Here is an 18,201-nt window from a genome sequence, read left to right on the forward strand (position 1 = left end):
GGCGGCGAAGTGACCCATTTCCGGCGACGGCCGCCTGGCTGCATGATCACCGGTGATGCCCAGGAGTCCGAGGGAGGACGAGAAGCCGTGTCGCCCGACGCCGTTGAAGCCGAATACACGTACGCGCCGCAGCGCGTGGAGAACACCATGATGTCCCATGGCGTCGGTGACGGAGAGCTGGACCGCTTTCCAAGGTAGACACGCCATGCCAAGATCATCCGGATGCGTCCGGTCCTCGCCGGGCGCAAGGGACGCCGTTCATGGGGGGTGCCCCTATGCCTTTGGTCAAGGTGGTCGGGTGGCAGTGTGGCTGTCATGAGTGATGACGTGCCTGTTCGAGAGTCGCCAGGAGGCGCGGCGCTCCCCGTGGCCGACTTCGTCACCCACCCCGCTGCGCGGTGCCTGATCCGTCACCTTCCGCTGTCAGGGCAGCCCGCACCCGCTGCTCCTCGCGAGCAGAGCTGACGTCCCGTTCCAGGGGTGTGCGACTCACGGCCGTCGCGAGGTCTTCCAAGGCCCGTTTTTGCATTTCCGCCTCGCGCCGCACGACCGGGCTCCGGTTGCCGGCGGCAGCGTCCTCCCACGCGTGGAGCGCCTCCTCCACATGCCCCCAGTCTGGATTCCTGTGCTCGCGCACGTCGACTGCCGCCTTCGCGGTGTCCGTCTCCAGGGCCTCGGCGAACCGCTCCGCCTCGGGGACGAAACGGCTGTCGGCCCGCGGGACGTGGCTCTCCATGAGCATCACCGCCCGGCCGAACCCCTTCAGTGCCTCTTGCGCCTCCTCCGCCTCACGCGATGTCAGACCCCTGGGGCGGACCGGTTCCTGCCTTGCCCGGTCGTATGTCTCCTGCCAGGCGGCACGTGCATCCCTGCTCGCCAGCAGTGCCCTGCGCATGTCGACGTGATGCTCCTGGGTCGGTTCGGCGTAGCTGCGGAGCACCGCGGCCGCGTAGCGGCCGTTGGCGGCGAGCCAGTCCGCAAGCCGGCCCGGCAGCCGGGGCGTCTCCCACGCGGGGAACACCACGTAGGCCAGCATTGCCAGGGCCCCGCCGAGCAGGGTGAGCACCACCCGCTCCGGGACCGTCTGCTCCCACGCCTGGCCGCCCATGCCGAGCAGGAAGACGACGTACGCGGCAGTGAAGCACTGGGAGTAGGCGTAGCCGGTACGGATCAGCGTGTACGACAGGCCTGCCGAGATCACCGCCAGCGCGCCGAACACATGGGCGTCCGGGCCCAGGGCCCGCACCATCCCGGTGGCGAGCGCGACCCCTGCCAGGGTCCCGGCGAAACGGGCCACCGCGCGCGCGTACGTCCGGTGGAAGTCCGGGCGCATCACCATCACCGAGGCGATGGGCGCCCAGTAGCTGTGGCCCAGGGGCAGCCGGGTGGCGATCAGGTAGCCGAGCGTGGCCACTGCCGCCAGGCGGACGGCGTGCCGGAACACGGGCGAGTCCCGCCGGAGCTCACGGCGGACCGCCCGGACGACGACCGGGACCAGTCGGAGCATTGTCGGGCGCACCAGGAACTGGGCGCCGGCAGGGCCGGGCGGCGTAGGCGTCCTCCCGCGTGCGCCGCCGCTCCCGGCGATCTCCAACGCCTCGCCGAGCAGTTCCACGAGCCGCTCGGCGGCCTGCCGCGCGGGGCCCTCCAGCACCTCGTGCTCCTCCTCGACACGCAGGACGTCCGTGCTCTCGGGCCGTACCTCGGCGGGACTGCCGCGGCGGATCGAACGGGCGGCCGCATCCAGGACGTCGGCGGCCGCGTCGAGCAACTCCCGCGCGCGGTCCCTCCCGGGTCCCTCCGCCGGGGCGCCGACGTCCGGGTCGGCGAGCGCGGCGACGACCGGCCGAATACGCTCGGCGAGTCCCCGGGGGCCGTGCAGGGCGGGGGGACGGGTGCGGGCCTGTGATGGCGTCACGGCGGCCGCGTCCCGGGCCGTCATCAACGGCTCCGGGTCGAACGGGGCCGTCGGGTCGTGCCGCAACCGGCGGGCGTAGTCCGCCACTGCGGCCAGGGCGTCGGCGAGCGCGTCGCGATGCGCCCCCCAACGGCGGATCGGGAACAGTAAGATCAGCACGGCTTGCACCACGCCCCCGAGCGCGATGACCCCGGCGTGTTCCAGGGCTCGCCCGACGCTCGTGGGCAGGGTGATGGTCACCAGCATGCTGCCCACGGTCGTCGCTGCGACGATCCCAGCGGTCGATCCGACGGCCCACGCCATCCCCGCGGCGAAGGCCCATACGGCCAGCAGCGGGAGGAACGTCACGAGTCGCCCCGCGGCCAGGTAGCCCACGAAGGTGCTGAGCGCCAGACCAGCGCCCGCGCCGAGCGCGATCACCTTGCGTGGACGCCAGGTGCGCTGGAAGGTGGCCCCACCCGCGGAGTAGGCACCGAGGGCGGCGGACGCGGCATACGCAGGGGAGACCAGCCACAGCGCCGGCCCGACGACGATCGCCACCCCAGCGGCCGTGCGCAGCGCGAGCAGGGGCTCCAGCCGCGTCTCCTCGATCGTGAGCCCGGATCGCACAACCTCTCCGAAGGCCCGCAGCCACGTCACGGGTGTGAGCCTAGCCGGAACACCCTGCCGGGTCGCATCGGCCTGATTGGGGTGCGGCAACCGTCGGGCAGCGAAGCTTCCCACCCGCCCCGCGAACAGGCCGGCGGCCGCAGCCGCTGGACCCGCAGCCGCTGGACGGGGTGCAGCCACCGCGGACACTGCTGAGCGTCCGCCGTCCGTCCTACCGGGCCGGAGCGCGGGCAATCGCCGTTGGTTCAGGTCCGACCGGAGCGCGGGCCATTGTCCCCAGCCGCGGCCGGAGGACGGGCGGGACGGCGGCCCGGGGTCACCTACCGCTTGTGGCCGTTCCCGTGTCCGTTCGGGTGCAGGACCACCTTGATCCAGCCCTCGTCACGGGCGTCGAAGTGCTCGTAGGCGGCGGGGGCCTCGTCCAGACTGAGTTCGTGGGAGACGACGAAGCTCGGCGTTGCCTTCCCACCGGCGATCAGATCCCGCAGCGCCCGGTTGTACCTCTTCACCGGCGCCTGCCCGGTGCCCATGCGCTGGCCCTTGAACCACATCATGCCGAAGTCGATCGGGACCTTGCCCCGCGCCTCCAGCTCCCCCTGGGCCTCCGCGCCGCCGGGGTCCTCGGGCAGGAACACGCCCACCACACCGATGTCGCCCGTGAACCTGACCGAGTCGATCAGTCCGTTGAGCGTGAGGCTGGCGTCCTCATGTCCCTCGGGGCCGTGTGCCTGGTAGCCGACGCACTCACAGCCGTTGTCGGCGCCCAGTCCGAGGGTGGCCTCCTTGACGACCTCCGCCGGATTCTGCTCGGCGGTGTTGATCGGGATGGCCCCGATCTCCTCCGCCTTGCGTAGCCGGTCGGGCTGGTGGTCGGCCACCCAGACGCGGCCGGCGCCCTTGAGGAGGGCGGAGTAGGCCGCCATCAGCCCGACGGGACCGGCCCCGAAGACGATCGTCTGGTCGCCCGGTTTGACGTGAGCCATCTCAGTGGCGTGATAGCCGGTGGGGAAGATGTCGGCGAGCATCACGTAGTCGGTCTGCCGTTCGGCGGCGTCCTCACCCAGACGCAGCGCGTTGAAGTCGCCGTAGGGCACGCGCAGCAGTTCCGCCTGGCCGCCCTGGTAGGGGCCCATTTCGGCGAATCCGTAGGCGGCTCCGGCGAGGGCCGGTTCCGGCTGCATGGTCAGGCAGTAGCTGGTCAGACCCTGCTCGCACTGCTTGCAGAAGCCGCAGGCGATGTTGAAGGGCAGGACCACGTACTCGCCGACCCGGACCTTGCGGACGGCCGGGCCGACCTCCACGACCTGACCCATGTTCTCGTGTCCCAGGGTGCGGCCGGACTCGAACGAGGTGCGGCCCTCGTACATGTGCAGGTCCGAACCGCAGATGTTGGTAGTGGTGATCTTGACGATGATGTCGCAGGGGTGCTCGATCTTCGCGTCCGGTACGTCCTTCACCGTGACGGTTCGAGGGCCTTCATATACCGCTGCTTTCATGATCGCTTCCTTAGGCGCCGCGGCATGACCGCAGCGCGGGTGCGATGGGGACGGCCTACCGAGCCTGACTCCCGGGAGTTGGTGCGACGGGGCCCGTGGCTCCGGCATGCCTCTGTGGGCCGTTCACCCGGTCCAGGTGAACGGTGGTGCCGCCGTGGGCCTGTCCGGCGGAGCTTCGGTGCCCCGGCGGCGTGCCTTCCGAGTCCCCGCCGGCCCTTGACGCGAAACGACCACGCACCGATCGATCAGCGGAATCTTCGTAGACGGACGACCACCAACCACCGACGACCACCAACCATCGGCCACCAGCGAATCTCCGACTCGGGTTACCAGTTAGAGGAAGTGCCCGGCCGATCATGTGACTGTTCCAACGCCTCGCGCGGCGCGGTGCAGCTCGGGCTCGCGCAGGCACTCGCCTCCGCGCGGCAGACGGTGGCCATGCGGCTGGCCGACCAGGTCGACGGCGACACCGAGGTCGGCGCCGAGCTCGTGGCCGAGCAGGCCGAGGTCGACATCGAGGTGGCACGCCGGATCGCGGCCGGCGGCCGTGTCGCCCGCGATCGAGAACGTCGACGTATTCGCATCGAAGCTCCCGGCATGACCCCGGACGGATCGGCAGGACACGAGGGAAGAGGCTGTCGTACCGGCGCGGGAAACCGCACGCAAGCTCTTCGCCGGCCTCATGCCCGGAGCCAAGCGCCCCAGGCCCTCACCTTCAGCACCATCTGCGCACGCGAGGTTCCGGGCACGTAGTCATCAGCCCGTCGTCGGAGCTCGTGCGCCCGCTCCGGCATCAGTCGCTCGTGTTCTGTTCGGGGACCAGCTGCAAGAGGAGGCACCCGGTCCTCCGACTCCGTGGCCTCTGCCGGCAGACGTTCCTGTTCCTGGCTGGTCACAGCGTCACCTCGACTTCTGCCAGACCGCGGCAGCGACTCCGATCGCCAACGTTGATGGGCGGGTAGTCATGCTCGGGATATGAGAAGTCGCTCCTGAAGGGGCATGACGGCGGGGCGGCTGAGCGCTTCGTTGCACACCCCCCAGCATCCCGACGCGGGGCCCCGGCGGCGGCATGGGCTGATCCATCCGAGCAGCACCCGCGCCCCGGACGGCGTATCTGCCGCCCGGGGTGCGGCGCGTTGGCGTACCCGGCTGCCACGGTGGCGACATGACCACCGACACGCCCTCGCTGTTCTCGGGGTCAGTCCGGCGGCCGGCCCGGAGGTGCTGCGCCTGCCCGTGTGGAACGCGCTCGCCGAACGGGCCGACCCGCTGCGCAACCCTGTCCCGACGGCCGGAGACTCACTCATGAAGAGTGTGCCCCGATCGGCGTGTCCCGAAGATCGAACTGCCACGCACGCTGCGATATTCGCAGAGGATTTGACATGAAGGCACCAATCGAAGGAGGAGCCATGGTGCGGGTCGGGCTGTTGGTCCGGGTACAGGCGAAACCGGGCAAGGAAGCGGAAGTGGCACAGTTCCTGACAGACGCGCAGGCGATCGTCGACCAGGAGCCCGACACCCGCGCCTGGTTCGCCATCCAGTTCGACGCGTCCACGTTCGGCATCTTCGACGTGTTCCCTGACGACGCGGGTCGACAGGCACACCTGGCCGGAGGCGTGGGCACGGCGCTCGGGGAGCGGGCAGCGGAGCTGTTCACCGTGTCGCCCGCGATCGAGAACGTCGACGTACTCGCATCGAAGCTCCCGACATAACCCCGGACGGATCAGCAGGACACGAGAGATGACGCGGCGAGCAGACGGCCGGACTCGTCGCCGCGTACCGCGCGGGGCGCCGTGCCCGACGCTCCACGCGTGCGATGCGTTGTGGTGCGGCGAGTCGCCAAGGCCGTCGGGGAGCCAGTCACCATGGACGCCGATTCCTGGGCCGACACGCGCTTCGCCGACAAGCGCTATACGCCCTGGGAAACCCCCGACGGCACTCCCTTCTCCATCGCGGGCATGAGCCGGATGATCGGCGCCACGTTCGGGTGGATATCGTCTCCCTAGTCGCCGTCGCCGTCGCCGTCGCCGTCGTCTTGGAGCGCTCGACGTCGCTCCTGTTCGCGCTTGGAGTAGGCGGCCGCCCGGATCGCCTCGTCGCTCTCCAAGCCCGATCCCAGAGCGCCGCCCACCGTGGCGACCGAAGCGACGAACCAGGACAACGTCCAGTATTCCGCGGCGTGAAGCGGGGTTCGTGTCGTGGAGGCGAACACTTGGCCGTTGAGGATGAACAGGGCCCACACCAAGTTGATGACGATCAAACCCGCGTAGCAGACGAGCACCCCGATACCCACGGTCATGACCGTCGAGGCGTTGTAGAGCCTCGCCCTCTGCCTCGCCTCCCGCGAGACCTCCGCTGATCGATGCCACAGCTGCGCGTCCACGATCAGCCAGCCGATCATGAGCGCGACGGACCCGACCGTGGCGATCGCGAGGCGTGGCGCGCTCAGGGACTCGGCCAGGTTCCAGATGGTGGAGTTCACAGTGGCGGCTGCTCCCGTGGCGAGTGCGGCCGCCAGGGCTTTCGACAAGCCCGGCACCAAGCGCCACGGCCGGTTGGCGCGGACCATACCGACGAGCACCCTCAGGTAACCGCGCGGTCCGCTGACGACGTACCGAAGATCAGCGGTCTCCTCCGCACCGATCTGGCCCGGGTGAATAGGCGCGAGGCGACTGACGAAGGGCCCCAGAAGCGGCTGACTCCGAGGAGGTCCCTCAGCCCCGGTGGCCCGCGGGCCCGCCAAGCTGAGCACGGCTTCTTCCACGGCCCGCCGGGCTCTCGTCTGCAGACGCAAGCCCCCCAGCGGAGGAAGAGACAGCAGGGCCAAGCCGTGTTCGTGACTCAGATCCAGAACGAGCTTGCGCCCGTGTGAGTGCAGCGGAAGGTCGGTGAGGGCCACGACGATGTCCCAACGCTCCGCTCTTCCGCGGTCCATGATCCGGCGCATCAAGGTGGGCTGGTCCTCGGTCCCTGCGGTGAAGGGCTCACTGACCACCTGGACGTCGAACCGTCGCCCCTGGCCTGACCTGTCGGCGAGCCGAGCGGGAAGTATCCGGGCCATGCGCTGCGCGATCTCCGTGGGCGCGTCAGGATCCGCCAGGAGAGCCACGACCGTAGCGCCCTGAGACGACACCCGCATGACTCCTTCTCGTCGGCTGCCCCCGCGATCGCCCGTGCCCACAGGATGCCCCCGAGGCATCGCCGACGCCGCGTGACACGCTGGCCCCTGCCGGCAGGGGCAGGCGGCATGGTCAGGTCTCCTCGTCCTCCCCGCACAGGGCCTGCCCCACCACCGGGCCACGGTTGCGTGCGCCACCGCGAACACCGGTTCCGCACCACCCCGGGCACCGCGACGAGATCGATCGGCAACAGGCCCGCCTCCTGTTCAACCTCGTCACCGTGATCACCTTCATGGCCGGCGACGAAAACCCCGGGGAGGGTGGTCTCCAGCAGCAACGCCCCCTTGTCGGCATCCGCCAACCGCGGAGTGTGCGCCGCCCAAGGCCGTGTATCGAAAATGGATCCGGGATACTCCGGAGGCTCGTGTGAGCGGGCCCCGTGACGGCGCCTGTCGCGCGGTTCCCGGCGCGATCAGGTAATCAGGAACGGTGGACAAGGACGCGACCGACCCCTTCGTGCATGTCCGGGGCGCCTGTGAGAACAACCTGAAGAACATCGATGTCGACGTTCCGCGGGACGCGATGGTCGCCTTCACCGGCGTCTCCGGTTCGGGCAAGTCCTCGCTCGCGTTCGGCACGCTCTACGCGGAGGCCCAGCGACGCTACTTCGAGTCCGTAGCACCGTACGCCCGAAGGCTGTTGCAACAGGTCGGCGCACCGCACGTGCAGGAAATCACCGGACTGCCACCCGCCGTGGCCCTGCAACAGCGACGCGGGTCGCCCAGCTCGCGCTCGACGGTCGGCACCATCACCACGCTGTCCAATCTGCTCCGCATGCTGTACTCCCGCGCCGGCACCTATCCGCCCCGGGCCGCACGGCTGGAGGCCGAGTCGTTCTCACCCAACACCGCGGCCGGGGCCTGCCCGGAGTGCCACGGACTGGGGGTCGTGCACGACGTCGCCGAGGACCTGCTCGTCCCGGATCCCTCGCTGAGCATCCGAGAGGGGGCGATCGCCGCCTGGCCGGGCGCCTGGCAGGGCGCGAACCTGCGCAGTGTCGTGAGCGGCCTGGGTATCGACATCGACCGACCGTGGCGCAGGCTCAGGAAGAAGGACCGGGACTGGCTGCTGTACACGGACGAGCAGCCCTCCGTGTACATCGAGCCGGAGGAGGACCGCGTCGACTACGGCTACCAGGGCAAGTTCTGGAGCGCCCGCAAGCACGTCATGCACGTCCTCGCCGACTCCAAGAGCGAGAAGATGCGCGAACGGGCGCTCCGGTTCGTCAGGAGTGTGCCCTGCCCCGAGTGTCACGGCAGCGGACTGCGGCCCGAGGCACTCGCCGTGACCTTCGCCGGACGTTCCATCGCCGAGATCAACGCGATGCCGCTCACCGAGGTCGCGGCGCTGCTGCGGCCCGTCGCGAAGCGGTCCGAGGCCGACGCCACCACGTCGACCGCCCGATCCGGTGAGACGACCGAGGTCGCGGTCCGGATCTGCGGCGATCTGGTCGCGCGGGTCGAGGTACTGCTCGACCTGGGCCTCGGATATCTCAGCCTCGGGCGCCGCTCGACGACCCTGTCGCCGGGCGAGGCGCAGCGCCTGCGGATCGCCACCCAGCTGCGCTCGGGGCTGTTCGGCGTCGTCTACGTCCTCGACGAACCCTCCGCGGGCCTGCACCCGGCTGACGCGGAACCGCTGCTGGACGTGCTGGACCGCCTCAAGGCGGCGGGCAACTCGCTGTTCGTCGTGGAGCACGACATGGACGTCGTACGGCGGGCGGACTGGGTGGTCGACATCGGCCCCGGCGCGGGTGAGGGCGGCGGACGCGTGCTGTACAGCGGCCCGGTCGCCGGTCTTGAGCAGGTCCGGGAGTCGGCCACGAGCCAGTACCTGTTCGGGCGCGCCCAGCCGCTCGATCACCGCCCGCGCACACCGCACGGCTGGCTGCGCCTGAGCGGCGTCTCCCGCCACAATCTGCACGCCGTGTCCGTCGACGTACCGCTCTGCGTACTGACGGCGGTGACGGGCGTGTCCGGTTCCGGGAAGTCGACGCTGGTGACGCAGGTACTCGCCGAGGTCGTCCGCGGCCACCTCGGACCCGTACCCGAGGAGCCCGACGAGGCGCGGCTGGAGGTCGACGTCCAGGACACGTCGGGGGTCGAGTCGTTCGACCGGCTGGTCCTGGTCGACCAACGGCCCATCGGCCGAACTCCCCGCTCCAACCTGGCCACGTACACGGGGATGTTCGACGCGGTGCGCAAGCTGTACGCGGCGACGGACGAGGCCAGGGGGCGCGGCTACTCGGCCGGACGGTTCTCCTTCAACGTGCCCGAGGGGCGGTGCGAGACCTGCCAGGGCGAGGGATTCGTCGCGGTGGAACTGCTGTTCCTGCCCGGCACCTACGCGCCGTGCCCGACCTGCCAGGGCGCCCGGTACAACGCCGAAACGCTGGAGGTCACCTACCGCGGAAAGAACATCGCGGAGGTGCTGGCGTTGTCCGTCGACGCCGCCGCCGATTTCCTGTCCGGCGTCCCGGCCGCTTCCCGCAGTCTGGAGACGTTGCGCGAGGTGGGTCTGGGGTACCTGCGGCTGGGCCAGCCCGCGACGGAACTCAGCGGTGGTGAGGCGCAACGCATCAAACTGGCCACCGAACTCCAGCGAGCCCGCCGCGGACACGCGCTCTACCTGCTCGACGAGCCGACGGCGGGGCTGCACCCCTCGGACATCGCGCTGCTGCTGCGACAACTGCACCGGCTCGTCGACGCCGGCAACACGGTCGTCCTCGTCGAGCACGACCTGGACACGATCGCCACCGCCGACTGGGTCATCGACCTCGGGCCGGGCGGCGGCGACGCGGGCGGCCGGGTGGTCGCGGCGGGCCCGCCGGCCAAGGTGGCGAGGGCCCGCCGCAGCGCCACCGCGCCCTATCTCGCGGCCCGGCTCGCGCGCTCATGACGACGGGGCGAGGGGCTGAGCACCGGTCAGCCGGGTCCGGGGCGCAGGGTCGCGCGCGTCGATGCTGCGTTCCAGCTTCAGAGCATCTCCAGGGGCGTGGGCCCGCTGGGCGGCGGGAACGCCTCGTCGAGGGCCTCGACCGCCTCGGTGGGAAGGTGGAGGTCCACCGCGCCGCGGTTCTCCCGAACGTGGTCGGGTGATGCGGAACGCGGGATCGCGGCCATCCCCTGTTCCAGCACCCAGGCGAGTGCCACCTGGGCCGGCGTGGCCCCGAGGGCCCGGGCCACGGCATCCAGTGCCTCGACCTCCAGCAGCCGCCCCTGCTCGACCGGGGAGTAGGCCATGACCGTCACCCCGGCCTCGCGGCACCAGGGGAGCAGATCCCACTCGACGCCGCGCCGGGAGAGGTTGTACAGCACCTGGTCGACGGCCACGGCGTCGCCACCGGGGAGGGTGGTCAGCTCGACCACGTCGGCGATGTCCAGATTGCTCACGCCCCAGTAGCGGATCTTCTCCGCCTCCATCAGGTCGGTGAATCCCGCAAGAGTCTCCTCAAGTGGCCACCGTCCCCGCCAGTGCAGCAGGTAGAGGTCCAGCCGTTCCGCACGGAGCCGCCGCAGGCTGCCCTCGCAGGCGGCGACGGTGCCCTTCCGGTCGGCGTGGCCGGGCAGCACCTTGCTGACGAGGAAGACCTCCTCCAGGCGTCCCCGGAGGGCCTCCCCGACGAGCTCCTCGGCTGCGCCGTCGCCGTACATCTCCGCCGTGTCGACGACGGTCATGCCCAGGTCCACGCCCAGCCGCAGCGCGGCGATCTCCTGTTCACGCCGGGCCGGTTCCTCGCCCAGGTACCAGGTGCCCTGCCCAAGTGCAGCGATCTCCTCACCGGAGGGGAGCGCGATCGTTCTGGCCGATTCCACAGACATCCCGGGCCTCCCGTCTGCCGCGGATCAGTGTCACGCGCGCCCGCACCGAGTGCCCAGGTCCGCGCCTCCCAGACAACCGGTGACACGCCGCAGGGAGGTCAGGAGGGGCGGGCGGAGCGCGCCGAGAGCGTGCCGGGACCGGGTGCGCGGTCGCGCAACGCGACGGCGACCGACACAACGGCGCCGCAGGCGAGGACCGCCGCGAAGCCGATCATCGCGGTCTGCACGGCGAAATGCCTCAGGGCGAGGCTGAACAGGATGGAGGGCAGGCCCATTCCCAGGTACGCGACGACGAAGAACACGGCGAGGACCCCCGCGCGTGAGGCGGGCTCGGCCACTGTAACGGCACGTTCGACGCCTCCCTTGAACAGCAGCCCGGAGCCGGCTCCCGACAGGGACACGGCGACCAGGTAGAGCCAGAGCGCCGGGTGGTAGAGGGCGACGACGCACAGGACCAGTCCGACCGGGAAGACCACTGCCCCCACGGTCAGGACCCGGGGCAGTGGGAGACGGCCCAGCACCAGCTGGGCGGCCGCCGCGGAACCGAACATGAGGAAGGCGGCCAGGCCGACCACGAGGTGCGAGTCGGTGTGCAGGGTGCCGTGGAGCACGCTCGCCCCGAGGGAGGAGATCAGGCCGAGGATCGCGAAGGCGAAGGCGCCCAGCGCGCCGGCCGCGCCGAACGTCCGCCGGCCGCCGGCGCGCAGGACGAACCTGCTGGGCGGTTCGGCCGCGGGCAGCTCCAGGTCCACGGTCTCCGGGGTGGACAGCACCAGCGCCAGGCACACGGCCATGGCGAGCGTGAAGATCGCCTGGGTGGTGATCAGGGGCGTGGGAAGCCACTCGGCGGCGGCTCCGGCGACCAGGGGCCCCGCGGCCAGGCCGCCGAGGTTGGCGGCGGTGGCCACGATGCCGGGCAGCACCGAACCCGTCCGTTCCGGACGGGCCTCGTGGTGGAGGTCGTGCAGGTACGTCGTCGCGGTCGAGGCCATCAGCCCCAGTCCGACGCCGTTCAGGATCCTGCCCGCGATCAGCCCCGGCAGGTCCCGCCACGCGATCAGTACGACCGACGCGACGATGCCGACCAGCAGCGCCGGCACGATGATGCGCCGCCGGCCGAGCCGGTCCGACAGGTGTCCCAGTCCGAGGAAGGCGGCCGCTGCGCCCACGACCATCGAGGCGTACGCCACCGTGACCGTGGTCGCGCCGAAGTGGTCCCGGGCCTCGTACAGCGGCCACAGCGGGGTCGGCGCGGTGCCGAAGGCCATCAGCACGGTGAAGGCCACCGCCACGAACCAGAAGCCGGTCGTGTGCGAGGCACGGCGCCGGGCGGGGGCGCGGGGCGGCAGGCCGGCGGGAGCGGGTGCTGGGACCTGGTGGGTCGGGTCGCCGGGAGCGTCGGCTGTGGGACGGCTGAGCGGCGTCGGTACGGCAGGCAGGGGTACCCCTCCTCGGGCGGAAGTGGATGGCGCTTTCCATCCTCCTCACCAGGCAGGATCAGTGCCAACGAATGTTTTTGCTGAGCTCGAGCAATACGAGTGATACTTCTCGTGTGGAGCTACGTCAGCTGGAGCACTTCATCGCGGTCGCCGAGGAGCTGAGTTTCACGCGTGCCGCACGTCGGCTGCACGTGGTGCAGTCGGGGGTGTCCGCCGCGATCCGCTCCCTGGAGCGCGAGCTCGGCTGCGCGCTGTTCGAGCGCACGTCGCAGCAGGTCCGGCTCACCGGGGCGGGCGCGGCGCTGCTGCCGGAGGCTCGGGCCACCCTGCACGCCGCCCAGGCGGCCCAGGACGCCGTGCGCGAGGCACAGGACACGCTGCGCGGCACGGTGAACGTGGGCGCCATGGCCTCGGTCGAGGTGGTGGACCTGCCTGCGCTCCTCGGACAGCTGCACGCGCGGCATCCGGCGATCGACGTCCGGCTGCGGCTGGCGACGACCGGATCGGCGGGACTGGCGCACGCGCTGCTCAGCGGGGACCTGGACGTGGCCTTCCTGTCGCTGCCCGAGGAGCACAAACCCGCCGGGATCGACGCGCGGGAGCTGGCCACCGTGCCGCTCGTCCTGGTGGTGAGCGCCGCCCATCCGCTCGCGCAGCGGGGAAAGGTGGCACTTGCGGACCTCGCGGGGGAACCCTTCGTGGACTTCCCGCCGGGCTACGGCAACCGCGAGGTGGTCGACCGGGCGTTCGCTGTGGCGGGCGTCGTACGCCGGGTGGCTCTGGAGGTGCCCGACATCGACATGGGGGCGGCACTGGTCCGGCACGGTCTGGGCATCGCCTTCCTGCCCCCGTTCGCCGTTGCCCGCACCCCCGGCCTGCACGTCCTGGACGTCCACGGCACCGTGCTCCGCTGGAGCATGCATCTCGGCACGTCGTCGACCCGGCGGCCCAGCTCGGCCCTGCGGGCGCTGCTCGACCTGGTCGGCCACCACGTCATCGCCCTGTGACGCCCGGGCCGCGGCCCGGGCGTCACAGGGCGGTGGTGTCTGTCCGGGCCCCCGCGCCCGCCTCGCTCCGGCCGCGACATCTCGGGCAGCTCGCCCGACTGCTGCTGACGCCGATCGCGCCAGAGTCCTGGCGAGGCATCAGCCGGGGCCGCCCAGCACGATCTTCCACACCCGGGTCGCCACCTGGAGGTTCAGCCTGTCCTCGACGTTCGCGAGGTCGTTGCCGCTGATGTCGCGGATGCGCTGGAGCCGATAGCGCAGCGTGCTGCGGTGGATCGCGAGGGAGTCCGCGGTCTCGTCGTAGTTGCCGCCGCAGTCGAAGTACCGGGACAGGGTCTCCACCATGGCCGTGTGGTGCCGGGAGTCGTAGTCGATGAGCTGCCCGAGCCACTCCTGGACGAACGTCTCCAGTTCCCGGTAATCGTTGCCAGGTCCCAGGATGCGGTAGAGGCCGAGCTCGTCGAAGAACGTCGTGCCGTAGCGCTCGCGGGAGTGGCGGCGCACCTCCATGGCGCGCTGCGCCTCCTCGTAGTGGCGGGGTATGTCGTCCAGGGAGTCGCAAGGGGCGCTCACACCGATCGTCCCGGACCTTGTCCCGGTCTCCCGGGCGAGCGCCTCGTACAACGCGCGGGCGTGCGGCCTGTCGTCGGCGACCAGGACCACGTGGTCGGAACGTCGGGTCAGCAGCGAGCGCATGCCGACGCCAGAGGCCGCCCGTCCCACGGTCTGCGCGAAGGAATCATCCGCAGTCCGGTTCGGCCACTGCACCACGACGATGTAGTGGCTGCGGTGCAGGTCGTGTCCGACTGCCTCGGACCGGGCGTAGGCGCTCGCCTCGTCCGTCCCCGCCAGGAGGTCGTCGACCAGCGCGCGGTGCAGCCTCAGCTCCACTTCGGCCAGATTGCGCAGGTGCGCCAGCTCCGGGGCGAGCGACGCGGCGGCGTGTTCCAGCGCGAGTACGGTGTGCTCGTCGGCCTCGTTCCGGGCATCGACCAGCGCCAGCACGCCCAGAATCTCGCCGTGCGGGCGGACCAGGGTGATCAGCCGGTCCTTCACCCGCACCGGCCCGGCCTGACGGGCGACGGCGTGCAGTGTTTCGTCCTGGCGTACGGGGTCCGGCTCGGGATAGGGGTCGGGGCGGCCGGGGCCGGTCCAGAACCTCAGCCGACCGAAGCGGTCCTCGACCAGCGCGGGGAGTCCAGTGAGCCTGTGCAGTGCACGGGTGATGGCTTCCTCGCCGCCGTCCGAAGCAGCGACGTCGGCCATGAGCGTGTGAACGGCCCGCTGGTACCCCAGCTCCGCCACGACGGAGATCAGCTGTCGTTGGAGGGCTGTGCGTTCGTCCCTCAGTCGGTGCAGCTCCCACGCGTCCTCGCGTTGGCGGCGGTCTGCGAAGGCGACGGACAGTGCAGCAGCGGTGTGCCGGACGAGCGTGGCGAGCAGGGACCGCTCGGCCTCGGATGGCCGGGAGCGGGACGTCACCACGAGGTAGCCGTGGAGTCCCTCAAGTCCGCGTAGCCCCAGGGCCCGCCCCCAGGGCCTGCCGGGTACGGTCACGGGGCCGTCCCGCCCGGCCAGCTCCCGCACCCTCCGGCCCACGGCCGAGACATGCGTCTGCCCGTTCCTCGGGCTGGGGACCAGGTCGCCGTCCACCTTGAGGTATCCGGCCTCGGCGCTGTATGGCCCCGCGGCGGCTATGTGGTCCATGGCCAGGCGCAGGATCTCGTCCTCGTCCGGGGTGTCGAGCCGGGCGCGGGAGAGCACCGTCAGGTCGCGGAGGGCATGGTCGTCCGGGTTGCGCACGGGTGGGCGGCGCCATGTGCGCACGACCGTGGGGTGCCACCGGGCGCTGCCTCGCGGAAGGCTGCTCGCCCGGTTGGAGCGGTGGCGGTACAGGCTGTGCGTCCGACTGCCGGTCATGGCATCACTCCGTTCTCCCTGAGTCTTCAGGGAGGCGAGTCGTATCTCGCGTACCCGCTCCCGGCCGGTTTACCCGAGATGTTCGGATTCCTCCTCTTGTACTCGTAGGGCAACCGGACCCGTGCATTCCTGACTCGCCAGGCGCAGGCGTGGAGCCTCCCGGTTCGTCACCCTGGGGAGTGCTCGAGACCCTCCGTGCGCGCCGGTGGGAAACCGGCGGAGGTCCCACCTCTACCTGACGAACGTGATCCGGAGAGTCGACGCAGGCGTCGTACCGGGAGGAGTTCCTCATGGCCAAGGCAGTGGGCATCGACCTGGGCACCACCAACTCGGTGATCGCCGTGTGGGAGGGCGGCGAGCCGTCCGTCGTGCCCAACAGCGAGGGCAACCGCACGACACCGTCCGTGGTGGCCTTCACCGACACCGGGGAACGTCTGGTGGGCCAGCTGGCCCGGCGGCAGGCGATCCTCAACCCGAAGGGCACCATCTACTCGGCCAAGCGGTTCATCGGCCGGCACTTCGACGAGATCTCCGACGAGGCCAGGGCGGTGACGTACGACGTCGTCGAAGGCGACGGCGGGGCGGCCCGCTTCAAGGTGCGCGACAAGCTCTATGCGCCTGAGGAGATCAGCGCACAGGTGCTGCGCAAACTCGCCGACGACGCCTCCAAGCAGCTCGGGGAGAGGGTCACGGAGGCGGTCATCACGGTGCCCGCCTACTTCAACGACGCTCAGCGCACCGCCACCAAGGACGCCGGACGGATCGCGGGACTGGAGGTGCTGCGGATCATCAACGAGCCGACCGCGGCGGCCCTCGCGTACGGCATGGACAAGAAGGAGCACGAGACCGTCCTCGTCTTCGACCTGGGCGGCGGCACCTTCGACGTGAGCATCCTCGACGTCGGCGACGGTGTGGTGGAGGTGCGCTCCACCGCCGGCGACAGCCACCTGGGCGGCGACGACTTCGACCGGCGTCTGGTGGATTACCTCGCGGACGACTTCCAGAAGGAGAACGGCATCGACCTGCGCAAGGACCCGCAGGCGCTGCAACGATTGTTCGAGGCGGCGGAGAAGGCGAAGACCGAGCTCAGTTCGGTGACGCAGACGCAGGTCAGCCTGCCGTTCATCACCGCCGACGCCTCCGGGCCCAAGCACCTCACCGACTCGATCATGCGGTCCACGTTCGAGCAGATCACCGGCGACCTGGTGGAGCGCTGCCTGGGACCGGTCCAGCAGGCCATGGCCGACGCCAAGGTCGGCGAGAGCGACATAGACGAGGTCATCCTCGTAGGCGGCTCCACCCGTATCCCGGCGGTCCAGGCCCTGGTCCGCCGGCTGACCGGCGGCAAGGCACCCAACATGAGCGTCAACCCCGACGAGGTCGTGGCCCTGGGTGCCGCCATCCAGGCCGGGGTGCTCAAGGGCGAGGTCAAGGACGTCCTGCTGCTCGACGTCACACCCTTGTCGCTGGGCGTGGAGACGCGCGGCGGAGTGATGACGAAGATCATCGAGCGGAACACCACCATCCCGGTGCGCCGCAGCGAGACCTTCTCCACCGCCGAGGACAACCAGCCGGCCGTCGATGTGGTGGTCCTCCAGGGCGAGCGCGAGCGGGCCGCCGACAACCGGGTGCTGGGCCGGTTCCAGCTCACCGACATCCGACCGGCGCCGCGGGGCGAAGCGCAGGTCGAGGTCACCTTCGACATCGACGCCAACGGCATCCTCAACGTCAAGGCCCGCGACCGGGACACCGGCAAGGAACAGGGCATCACCATCAGCGAGAGCTCCAACCTGGACCGCGGTGAGGTCGAACGCATGGTCCAGGAGGCCGAGCGCAACCAGGACCAGGACCATGCACTCCGCGAGGCCGTCGACGCCCGCAACGAACTCGACGCCGTCGCGTACCAGGTCGAGAAGCGTCTCACCGAACTGGGCGACGCAGCGCCCGCGCACGAAAAGGCACGCGCCGAGATGCTCGTGTCCGACGCCCGGGCGGTGGTCAAGGAAGAGGCGGGCGTGGAGCGCGTGCGGCCCCTGACCTCCGAACTCCAGCAGGTGCTCGCCGGGCTGGCGGCCCATCAGGGCGCCGCCACCGCGGACGGCGGTCCCGGCCAGGATGCCGCCACCGGTGGTCCCACGAGTGGCGACGCCGGTGGCGACGATGTCATCGACGCCGAATTCGACAAGGGCTGAGGCGCGCCATGCCCACCCACCCCCAGGAACCCGACCGGGCCGGTCCGGATCCGGTCGGACCGGCCCCAGACGGCGCCGTACGCCCTCCTCGCGCGGATTTGCCGCAACCGGGCCCGCCGACCCGGCCGGAAGCGGCGAACGGCGAACCGGGGCCCGACGCCGCCGGCCCCGCGCCTGCCGAGGACGAGTACACGACCGCGATCCGGGAACTGGAGGACCGCTGGCGGCGCGCACTCGCCGACCTCGACAACCTTCGCAAGCGTCACGCCAGGGAACTGGAGCGCGAGCGGGCCGTCGAGCGGTCCCGCACGGCGGCCGCCTTCCTGCCCGTCCTCGACAACCTCGAACTCGCCCTGACCCATGCCGGCGCCGATCCGGGCGCGATCGTGGAGGGCATCCGGGCCGTACGCGACCAGGCGGTGAACGTCCTCGACCTGCTCGGCTACCCGCGGCACGCGGAGACCGGCGTCGCCTTCGACCCGGCCCGGCACGAGGTGGTCGGCGTCGTCCAGGACCCGGACGCCCCACCGGGCACGGTCGTCGAGGTGCTGCGCCCCGGCTACGGGGACGGCGAGAGGCAGCTCAGGCCGGCCGCGGTGACCGTCGCGAAGCGGGAGTGA

Annotated in this window: 13 protein-coding genes; 6 read left to right on the forward strand and 7 right to left on the reverse strand. The window is 70.9% G+C overall.

Translation table 11 applies throughout. The features are described from left to right. Positions 1-379 precede the first annotated feature (379 nt). The 3 genes from ACF07B_RS13575 to ACF07B_RS13585 all read right to left on the reverse strand — a co-directional run bounded on the left by ACF07B_RS13575 (position 380) and on the right by ACF07B_RS13585 (position 4,647). Positions 380-2,557 carry an FUSC family protein gene (locus ACF07B_RS13575; RefSeq protein WP_392179070.1) on the reverse strand — a complete coding sequence of 726 codons (2,178 nt, stop codon included), beginning with the start codon at positions 2,555-2,557 and terminating at the stop codon, positions 380-382. Positions 2,558-2,847: 290 nt separating this feature from the next. Then, entirely contained in the window at positions 2,848-4,023 is a 1,176-nt protein-coding gene (locus ACF07B_RS13580) for a glutathione-independent formaldehyde dehydrogenase (protein ID WP_392179071.1), read from the reverse strand. Between the two features lie 354 nt (positions 4,024-4,377). Beyond that, entirely contained in the window at positions 4,378-4,647 is a 270-nt protein-coding gene (locus tag ACF07B_RS13585) for a hypothetical protein (RefSeq protein ID WP_392179072.1), read from the reverse strand. 785 nt (positions 4,648-5,432) lie between these two features. Between ACF07B_RS13585 and ACF07B_RS13590 the strand changes: the two genes are divergently transcribed. Both ACF07B_RS13590 and ACF07B_RS13595 read left to right on the forward strand, forming a co-directional pair. Next, positions 5,433-5,735: a putative quinol monooxygenase gene (locus ACF07B_RS13590; RefSeq protein WP_392179208.1), complete on the forward strand. Its 303-nt coding sequence runs from the start codon at positions 5,433-5,435 to the stop codon at positions 5,733-5,735. A gap of 153 nt (positions 5,736-5,888) precedes the next feature. Continuing rightward, a complete protein-coding gene (locus ACF07B_RS13595; protein WP_392179073.1) occupies positions 5,889-6,029 on the forward strand; it encodes a hypothetical protein in 141 nt (46 codons plus the stop codon). Here ACF07B_RS13595 and ACF07B_RS13600 read toward each other — a convergent pair. Continuing rightward, entirely contained in the window at positions 6,026-6,505 is a 480-nt protein-coding gene (locus ACF07B_RS13600) for a hypothetical protein (protein ID WP_392179074.1), read from the reverse strand. The two genes, ACF07B_RS13595 and ACF07B_RS13600, sit on opposite strands and share 4 nt — an antisense overlap. A 1,126-nt stretch (positions 6,506-7,631) precedes the next feature. Here ACF07B_RS13600 and uvrA point away from each other — a divergent pair. Beyond that, positions 7,632-10,100, forward strand: coding sequence for an excinuclease ABC subunit UvrA (uvrA, locus tag ACF07B_RS13605; RefSeq protein ID WP_392179075.1), 2,469 nt, complete (start codon positions 7,632-7,634; stop codon positions 10,098-10,100). A 77-nt stretch (positions 10,101-10,177) separates the two neighbouring features. Here uvrA and ACF07B_RS13610 read toward each other — a convergent pair whose 3' ends face one another. Beyond that, entirely contained in the window at positions 10,178-11,023 is an 846-nt protein-coding gene (locus tag ACF07B_RS13610) for an aldo/keto reductase (protein ID WP_392179076.1), read from the reverse strand. Between the two features lie 98 nt (positions 11,024-11,121). Continuing rightward, the gene (locus ACF07B_RS13615) at positions 11,122-12,309 is read right to left on the reverse strand and encodes an MFS transporter (protein ID WP_392179077.1); all 1,188 of its coding nucleotides are present in this window, start codon (positions 12,307-12,309) and stop codon (positions 11,122-11,124) included. Between the two features lie 266 nt (positions 12,310-12,575). On the opposite strand from ACF07B_RS13615, the gene ACF07B_RS13620 reads away from it, so the two are divergent. Next, a complete protein-coding gene (locus ACF07B_RS13620) occupies positions 12,576-13,469 on the forward strand; it encodes a LysR family transcriptional regulator (protein ID WP_392179078.1) in 894 nt (297 codons plus the stop codon). A gap of 138 nt (positions 13,470-13,607) precedes the next feature. Here ACF07B_RS13620 and ACF07B_RS13625 read toward each other — a convergent pair whose 3' ends face one another. Beyond that, the gene (locus tag ACF07B_RS13625; RefSeq protein WP_392179079.1) at positions 13,608-15,389 is read right to left on the reverse strand and encodes a PucR family transcriptional regulator; all 1,782 of its coding nucleotides are present in this window, start codon (positions 15,387-15,389) and stop codon (positions 13,608-13,610) included. A 290-nt stretch (positions 15,390-15,679) separates the two neighbouring features. Here ACF07B_RS13625 and dnaK point away from each other — a divergent pair, with 290 nt between their 5' ends. Beyond that, on the forward strand, positions 15,680-17,581 hold the full coding sequence (gene dnaK, locus ACF07B_RS13630; protein WP_392179080.1) for a molecular chaperone DnaK: 1,902 nt from the start codon (positions 15,680-15,682) through the stop codon (positions 17,579-17,581). A gap of 8 nt (positions 17,582-17,589) precedes the next feature. Continuing rightward, entirely contained in the window at positions 17,590-18,201 is a 612-nt protein-coding gene (gene grpE / locus ACF07B_RS13635; RefSeq protein ID WP_392179081.1) for a nucleotide exchange factor GrpE, read from the forward strand.

It is taken from the genome of Streptomyces sp. NPDC015532 (assembly GCF_043078065.1).
Classification (GTDB): Bacteria; Actinomycetota; Actinomycetes; order Streptomycetales; family Streptomycetaceae; genus Streptomyces.

Excerpts from the sequence above, each read along its gene's own strand:
- ACF07B_RS13580 (WP_392179071.1), bottom strand. The coding sequence starts at position 4,023 with ATGAAAGCAGCGGTATATGAAGGCCCTCGAACCGTCACGGTGAAGGAC.
- ACF07B_RS13590 (WP_392179208.1), top strand. The coding sequence starts at position 5,433 with ATGGTGCGGGTCGGGCTGTTGGTCCGGGTACAGGCGAAACCGGGCAAG.
- ACF07B_RS13595 (WP_392179073.1), top strand. The coding sequence starts at position 5,889 with ATGGACGCCGATTCCTGGGCCGACACGCGCTTCGCCGACAAGCGCTAT.
- ACF07B_RS13610 (WP_392179076.1), bottom strand. The coding sequence starts at position 11,023 with ATGTCTGTGGAATCGGCCAGAACGATCGCGCTCCCCTCCGGTGAGGAG.
- ACF07B_RS13625 (WP_392179079.1), bottom strand. The coding sequence starts at position 15,389 with ATGACCGGCAGTCGGACGCACAGCCTGTACCGCCACCGCTCCAACCGG.
- dnaK (WP_392179080.1), top strand. The coding sequence starts at position 15,680 with ATGGCCAAGGCAGTGGGCATCGACCTGGGCACCACCAACTCGGTGATC.
- grpE (WP_392179081.1), top strand. The coding sequence starts at position 17,590 with ATGCCCACCCACCCCCAGGAACCCGACCGGGCCGGTCCGGATCCGGTC.